At 63.4% G+C, this 6,974-nt stretch carries 8 protein-coding genes; 7 read left to right on the top strand and 1 reads right to left on the bottom strand.

What is annotated here, in order from left to right; all coding sequences use genetic code 11:
* Window positions 1-159: 159 nt before the first annotated feature.
* Entirely contained in the window at window positions 160-621 is a 462-nt protein-coding gene (locus ACIQT2_RS17745) for a very short patch repair endonuclease (protein WP_402948980.1), read from the top strand.
* Here ACIQT2_RS17745 and ACIQT2_RS17740 read toward each other — a convergent pair.
* Window positions 591-749: a hypothetical protein gene (locus ACIQT2_RS17740; RefSeq protein WP_400334290.1), complete on the bottom strand. Its 159-nt coding sequence runs from the start codon at window positions 747-749 to the stop codon at window positions 591-593. The genes ACIQT2_RS17745 and ACIQT2_RS17740 overlap by 31 nt on opposite strands.
* Before the next feature lie 205 nt (window positions 750-954).
* On the opposite strand from ACIQT2_RS17740, the gene ACIQT2_RS17735 reads away from it, so the two are divergent.
* From ACIQT2_RS17735 to ACIQT2_RS17710, 6 genes are all read left to right on the top strand, one after another.
* Window positions 955-1,335 (top strand): Hpt domain-containing protein, encoded by a 381-nt coding sequence (locus ACIQT2_RS17735; RefSeq protein ID WP_400334287.1) that lies wholly within the window; start codon window positions 955-957, stop codon window positions 1,333-1,335.
* Window positions 1,336-1,426: 91 nt separating this feature from the next.
* Window positions 1,427-2,026, top strand: a complete 600-nt coding sequence (locus ACIQT2_RS17730) for a helix-turn-helix domain-containing protein (RefSeq protein WP_402948976.1) — start codon at window positions 1,427-1,429, stop codon at window positions 2,024-2,026.
* A 164-nt stretch (window positions 2,027-2,190) separates the two neighbouring features.
* The gene (locus tag ACIQT2_RS17725; RefSeq protein WP_402948973.1) at window positions 2,191-3,519 is read left to right on the top strand and encodes an MFS transporter; all 1,329 of its coding nucleotides are present in this window, start codon (window positions 2,191-2,193) and stop codon (window positions 3,517-3,519) included.
* A 10-nt stretch (window positions 3,520-3,529) separates the two neighbouring features.
* Window positions 3,530-4,894, top strand: coding sequence for an FAD-dependent oxidoreductase (locus ACIQT2_RS17720; RefSeq protein ID WP_402948971.1), 1,365 nt, complete (start codon window positions 3,530-3,532; stop codon window positions 4,892-4,894).
* Window positions 4,891-6,159 (top strand): CaiB/BaiF CoA transferase family protein, encoded by a 1,269-nt coding sequence (locus ACIQT2_RS17715; protein ID WP_402948968.1) that lies wholly within the window; start codon window positions 4,891-4,893, stop codon window positions 6,157-6,159. Before ACIQT2_RS17720 ends, ACIQT2_RS17715 begins: the two co-directional genes overlap by 4 nt.
* Window positions 6,156-6,962: an enoyl-CoA hydratase-related protein gene (locus ACIQT2_RS17710; RefSeq protein ID WP_402948965.1), complete on the top strand. Its 807-nt coding sequence runs from the start codon at window positions 6,156-6,158 to the stop codon at window positions 6,960-6,962. Before ACIQT2_RS17715 ends, ACIQT2_RS17710 begins: the two co-directional genes overlap by 4 nt.
* Window positions 6,963-6,974 lie beyond the last annotated feature (12 nt).

The raw sequence follows: 6,974 nt of genomic DNA, 5'->3' as shown, positions 1-6,974 counted from the left end.
AACCCCAGCCAACCGGCTTAACCAGCTGCTACAAGCGGCCTAACCCCCCAGCGTTGCTCCCACCCCTTGACTCCGCCCGTTCAAAACGCGCACAAATGCGACCCAGTTGGGTGCACGGTGGGCGGGCGCCTGGGTAATGCGCCTGGGTATGGTGGAGCCATGGGCCAAAGCCGGGACCTGCTGACGCCCGAACAGCGCAGCCGCAACATGTCCAGGATCCGGGGCAAGGACACCAAACCGGAACTGCTGGTCCGGAGCCTCCTGCATTCCAAGGGGTACCGTTACCGGCTCCACGGACAGGCTGGCGCGGGAAAGCTGCCGGGTCGTCCGGACCTGGTGTTCGCGGGCCGCCGCAAAGTGATTTTCGTGAATGGGTGCTTCTGGCATTTCCACGATTGCAAGGTGGGCCTTCATGCCCCGGCAGCGAACGCTGAGTTTTGGGAGGCCAAGCGGACCCGCACCCGCGAGCGCGACTCGCAGCAACGGGCGCAGTTGCATGCCGCCGGCTGGGCAGTCCTGACAGTGTGGGAATGCGAACTCAAGAACCGGTCAGTGCTTGAGGAGAGACTGACGGACTTCCTTGAGGAGGGTTACGGGGCCGAGGACGCCGAGCCGCTCTGATCCGATTGGGCGTGGGAAGACTGTTCCCAGAGCGCGAAGGCGGACGTGCCACCAATTCCCAGCAGCACGGTCATGCAAAAGACGATGATGACCATCAGTCCCGGCGAAGGCCGAACACTGCTTTCCATGCTGCTTTCCTTCCCTGAATCCATGCCCCGAATCCCCCTGGTCGGCGATCACTCGACTGGTGATTGTCACTTTCCGGCAGTCCCCTCAAGACTTCCTCTGGGTCCGCTCAAGATTGGATCAAGCTTTGATTTTGCGGCACTTGCGTTGTTCCGGCGGTCCTACTGTTGAATCGTGAATCCATTGTCTGGAGGCGGGAGGAGTTTGGTGTCCGAGTACGACGAATGCACAGACTCGTTGGTGGACCACACCGTCCTCACCGAACTCCAAGCCGAGCTGGGCGGGGACCACTCCCTGGTGAGCACCTTTGTCCGCAACTACGTGGCAATGCTGCCCTGGAGGGTAGCCCGGCTCCACCATGCCCTGGACAACCTGGACCTGGAAGACGCCATGGACGCGGTACTGAGCCTGAAGACGTCCAGCGAGATGGTGGGAGCCGTCTGCCTGCGAAGGCTGGCCCTGGAACTCGAAATCAGCATGAAGCTGCTGCCCGACGGCGACCATCTGGGACAACTGAACCCCTTGGTGGACGAGATTGACGCCTTCGTTTTTGGCACGATCTGCCAGCTTGAATCACCACTTTCCTAAAAAAATTCACGTTAGTGAAGAAAAAATCATTGACTGGCTAAAAATCTTCACTATAGTTGTGTGAGTTAGCTCACCAACGAAGGATGCGGCAATGACCACCGAGACTCCTGCTCCACCGGCCACCAGCGAATTGCTGGCGACTGTAGGGAACAAGGTGCGCACCATGCGCAAGGCAAAGGGCATGACCCTCGCCCAACTCTCGGACATCACCGGCCTCAGCCAAGCAATCGTCAGCCAAATCGAACGCGGCATGGCGAACCCATCCTTCACCACCTTGGCCCAACTGGCACATGGACTGGACATCCCCGTAGGGAGGTTCTTCATTGGCCAGGACGAATCCCGGTCCCCCGTGGTCCGCAGGTCCGATCGACGCAACTTGAAAAACGTCACCCGGGAATCCGTGGGCGAGGCAGTCCATGAACTGCTCACCCCCAACCGGGACGGAAGCATCGAAGCGCAATGGATCAGTACGCCCCCAGGGCACGACACCAGCGCAACACCTTTTACCCACAGCGGTGAAGAGTTCTGCTACATCATCTCCGGCCGTAAGGACGTCTATTTGGACGGCGTCTGCTACAGCCTTGAAGAGGGCGACTCGATCACCTACTCCTCCGAAATCCCCCACTGGTACAAGAACAGCTACGAAGAGGTATGCGTAGCCATCTGGGTCAACGCACCACACGCGTGGTAACGCCGCCGCTCCCGAGCGGCCCGAGCGTTTTCCCTTAACTGTCCGGACACGATCCCGTGGCCGCTGACACTCCTTGCCACTTTCGCATCAGGCGCCTCCTTCAACGGGCGTTCCTGCGTCATACCCTTTCACGCCCTCCCGGGCGTCAGCGTAAGGAAACTTCCATGCTCGACATCCAAACGGACAACGCCGTCCCCTCACCAAAACCAAGCACCGCCACCCCCGCCAAGAACGCGAAGTTCTCCCCCGAAGTCCGTAAGGGCCTCCTGGGCCTGGGCCTGGGAAACGCCCTTGAATGGTACGACTGGATGGTCTTCGGCCTCCTGTCCGCCTTCATCGGACCCAACTTCTTCCCGAACACCGATCCGCTTTCCGCTACGTTGAACGCTTTGGCCGTGTTCGCGGTGGGATTCGCATTCCGGCCGCTCGGCGGCATCCTGCTGGGAACCCTGGCGGACCGCATTGGCAGGCGCCGGGTGATGCTCCTGTCCATCATGCTCATGGCTGGAACAACCCTGGTCATCGCGATCACTCCGAGCTACGCCACCATCGGCGCCTGGGCTGGCATCATCCTGTTGGCCTGCCGCGTCCTGCAGGGCATCTCCACCGGCATCGAGGCTCCGCTCTCCACCTCCCATGCCGTGGAACTGGCACCCGAAGGCCGTGAAGGCTACGTGGCCGGCATCATGTCCTTCTACGTCAACATCGGCATCCTTATGGCTTCCCTGGTCAGCTTCCTTTGCAGCCTGCTGATCGGCGGAGCGGCCATGGGCGAATGGGGCTGGCGAGTGCCCTTCATCATCGGTGCCTTGTTCGGTTTCGTGGTCCTCTACCTGCGGCGCTCCCTCCCGGAAACCCTCAAGCAAGAGGAAATGGCCACCAATACCCCGCGGACCGTCTGGAAGGGCGTTGGCAAACACTGGCTCTCCGTCCTGGCCATCATCTTCGTGGTGGGCGCCGCACAGGCCTACAACTACGCCTGGAACGTCGGCCTCCCCAGCGCAGCACGCAGCGGCTTCAAGGAAGACCCCACTGCCGTGTTCGCCCTCACCACCGTCCTGGGCGCCATCCTGGTTGTCGGATCCTGGGTCATCGGAAAGCTTGCCGACGGCAAGGCGATGTCCAAGTGGTTCCTCGTGACCCGCATCCTGGCCATTCCGTCCGTGTTCCTGATGCTGCTCTACGTCCAGCCGGGCATCGGCGGCTTCGCAGCAGTCCTCCTGGGCGGCTCGATTGTCCTGGTGCTCAACATGACCCTCTACAACGTGGTCAGCTCCTCCCTGATGCCCAAGAACATCCGCGGCACAGGCGTCGCGCTCGGTTACGGCATCGGCGTGGCAGTCTTCGGCGGCACCGCTTCCTATCTTCTGGTGTGGTTCCAATCCCTGAACCTCACCTGGATCTTCCCGGTCTACGTGGCCGTCCTGTCCATCCTCAGCATCGTTTTCTACCTCGCCGCACGCCGTTCCAACGGCATCTTCGTCGGCAAGTAAGGACCTCACCATGAACTCCCTCGAACTCAGCACCACGACGGCGGACCTCACCGCCCCGGTCATCTCCCGTTCCGATGTACTCGTCGTCGGTGGTGGCCCTGCAGGTGTGGCAGCCGCCGTCACGGCAGCCCGATCCGGCGCGAAAGTTACCCTCCTGGAGCGCTACTCGTCCCTGGGCGGCCTCGCTTCCGGTGGCATGGTCCTGGTGCTCGATGACATGATCAACGGCCAGGAAATCACCGTCACCGGCATTGTCTCCGAGTACGTCGAACGCCTGCAGAAGCTCGGCCTCGCCATCGTCCCGCCCGCCGATGACCGCAAGACCTCCGAGGAACTCTGGAACAAGTGGGGCCGCTACGGCACCTTCGACTTCCACTCGCACACCAACCCAAAGCCCATCTGCTACGCGGCAGCCTTCGATCCAGACGGCTGGAAGCGGGTTTCCAACGACCTGGTCCGCGAAGCCGGCGTGGACCTCCGCCTGCACTCCTGGTTCTCCCGCCCCATCGTGGACAACGGAGTGATCAAGGGCGTCATCTGCGAAACGAAGTCCGGACCCCAGGCCTTCACGGCCGACGTCGTCATCGACACCACCGGCGACATCGACGTTGCTTCACGTGCCGGCGCCAGCTACGCCAAGGACAACTACCTCACCACGCTCGTCTTCCGGCTGGGCAACGTGGACACCAACGCGGCAGAAGCCTTCGAACAGGCCAACCCCAAGGAAGCCCGTGCCATCAACCGCAAGATCAAGCGCCTCCTCGGCGGTGCTTGGGAACTGTGGTGGCTCAAGACCCCGATCGACGGCGTGGTGTGGTGCAACGCCCCGCACATGACCGGCTTCGACGGCGTGGACCCGGCAGACATGACCGCCGCAGAATTCGCCGCCCGGGACAGGATCTCCGAGGCTGTGGAGTACGTCCGCGCCAACCTGCCCGGCTTCGGAAACTGCTACATGCTGGACGTCGCCTCCCAGATGGGCGTCCGCCAGACCCGCCTGCTTGAGGGCGAATACGTCATGACCAAGGACGACGTCACCCAGCGCCGCCACTTCGAAGACACCGTGGCCCGCGGCCGCGACTATTACTACCCGTACCGCTCGCTGCTGCCCAAGGAAGTGGACCAGCTCCTGGTGGCCGGTCGCCACTACTCCGCCACCCCCGAAGCCCAGAAAATGTCCCGCGAAATCCCGCCCTGCATGGCCATGGGCCAGGCCGTCGGCGTCGCAGCAGCCCTCGCCGTCGAGAACAACCTCCTGGTCCGCGATGTCGCGGCAGCGGACATCCAGCTGGGCATGCGCCGGCACGGCGCCGACCCGGGCGACGTCCCGTCGTCGAACGCCACCATCGACTCCGACGCAGTGGTGCCGGCATGAGCACCATGACCGTTGAACAAGCCGAAACCGCTGAACAGACTGAAAGCACGACGGCGGCACTCACCTCGCCGGCGGGCGCGCCCGTGCCGCTCCCGCTGGAGGGCATCAAGATCGTGGACTTCACGCAGGTGTTCATGGGACCGTCAGCCACCCAGTTGCTGGGTGATTACGGCGCGGACATCATCAAGGTGGAGCGCCCCGGCGCCGGTGACATCTCGCGCAATTCCTTCCCGGACCAGGACGGTCAGGACAACCCGATCTTCCTGTCGATCAACCGGAACAAGCGAAGCGTCTCGGTGGACACCCGCACCGACGAAGGCCGCGAGGTGCTGCACCGGCTCATGGCCGACGCGGACGTGGTGGTCAGCAATTTCCGTTCAGGTGTCATGGAGCGGATGGGCTTTGGCTACGAGGACCTCAAGGCGAAGAACCCGGGCATCATCTGGGCTTCGGGCACAGGTTTCGGGCCCGAAGGTCCCTACTCGCACAAGGGCGGACAGGACGCGATCGCGCAGGCCTACTCGGGCGTGATGTGGCGCCGCGAGTCCGATGACACCAAACCGGCGATCTATCCCACCACCCTGTGCGACTACATCACGGGCATGCACCTTATGCAGGGCATCCTGCTGGCGCTGCGCACCCGCGAAGCCACCGGCACAGGCCAAAAAGTGGAAGTGACCATGTACGACTCCATGCTGCACCTGCAAATGCAGGAAGCGTGCATGCAGCTCAACCGCGGTTACGAGGTCAACTGGGGTGCCATGCCGCTGAGTGGAGTCTTCGAGACCACCGACGGTGCCGTGTGCATGGTGGGCGGCTTCACCCCCGATCCCTTGGCCCGCATCTCCGAGGCCCTGGAACTCGACGAGGACCTCACCGAACGGCCCGGCTTCGCCACGCTGGAGCAGCAGTTCAAGAACAAGCCCGCGCTGCAGGCGATCTTCCGCGAACACTTCGCCACGAACACCACGGAATACTGGACCGCAAAGCTTGAAGATCAAGGACTGCTCAATGCGCCCGTGCACACCTTGGAGCAGGCCCTTGCCGATGCCCAGACCGAGGCCAACGGCATGATCGTCGAGGCCGAACACCCCTCCGTGGGAACCGTGCGGATGCTCAACGCACCCATCCGGCTCTCGGCCACTCCCCCGTCCATCCGCCGCACGGCCCCGCGCTTGGGCGAGCACAACGTGGAGGTCCTGTTGGAGAACGGCTTCGACGCAGCGACCATCGAGCGGTTGCAGCAGTTGGGAGTCCTCCGATGAGCGTGGCTGTCGACGCACGTGTGGACACAGTCACCCTGGCCATCAACGACGGCGTCGCGACAGTCACCATCGACCGGCAACATGTCCTCAACGCCGTGGATGGGACCACCCACGCCAGGCTCAACGAGATCTGGGACCAGGTGGAGGCAGATCCCTCCGTACGGGCCGTGGTGGTGACCGGCGCCGGCACCCGCGCCTTCTGCGTTGGTGCCGATATGTCGGCCGACGCCGTGGACAAAACCGGCCTGGAATACTGGGCCGGCCTGGATCCCAACGGCTTCGGCGGACTGAGCCTCCGCACCACCCTCGATGTCCCCGTCATTGCCCGTGTCAACGGCTACGCCCTGGGTGGCGGCATGGAAATCGTCCTCGGCGCGGACATCGTGGTGGCCGCCTCCGGCGCGAAGTTCGGCTTGACCGAGCCTCGCGTCGGGCGGTTGGCGCTCGACGGCGGCATCCACCAGTTGGTCAGGCGGGTCCCTTACACGCAAGCCATGGGGATGCTCTTGACCGGCCGCAAAGCCGACGCTGCAGAGATGCAGTCCATGGGCCTGGTCAACGAGGTGGTCCCAGCAGAGGAACTCGACGCCGCCGTGCAGCGCTGGGTAGACCAGATCGTGGCTTGCGCTCCCACGTCCGTCCGGGCCGTAAAGCAGATGGTGACCCGGACGTCGCACCTTACTGCCAAGGAAGCCCGCGGGCTCCGCCTGCCCGCGCTTATGGCAGCCCTGGACAGCGAAGACTCCGCCGAAGGGGTCAGGGCGTTCCAGGAAAAGCGCCCTCCGGTGTGGCCCGGGCGCTGACGCACCCTCCCA

The organism is Paenarthrobacter sp. NPDC090522 (assembly GCF_044769225.1).
Classification (GTDB): Bacteria; Actinomycetota; Actinomycetes; order Actinomycetales; family Micrococcaceae; genus Arthrobacter.
This window is presented reverse-complemented; position numbering and strand designations above follow the sequence as displayed.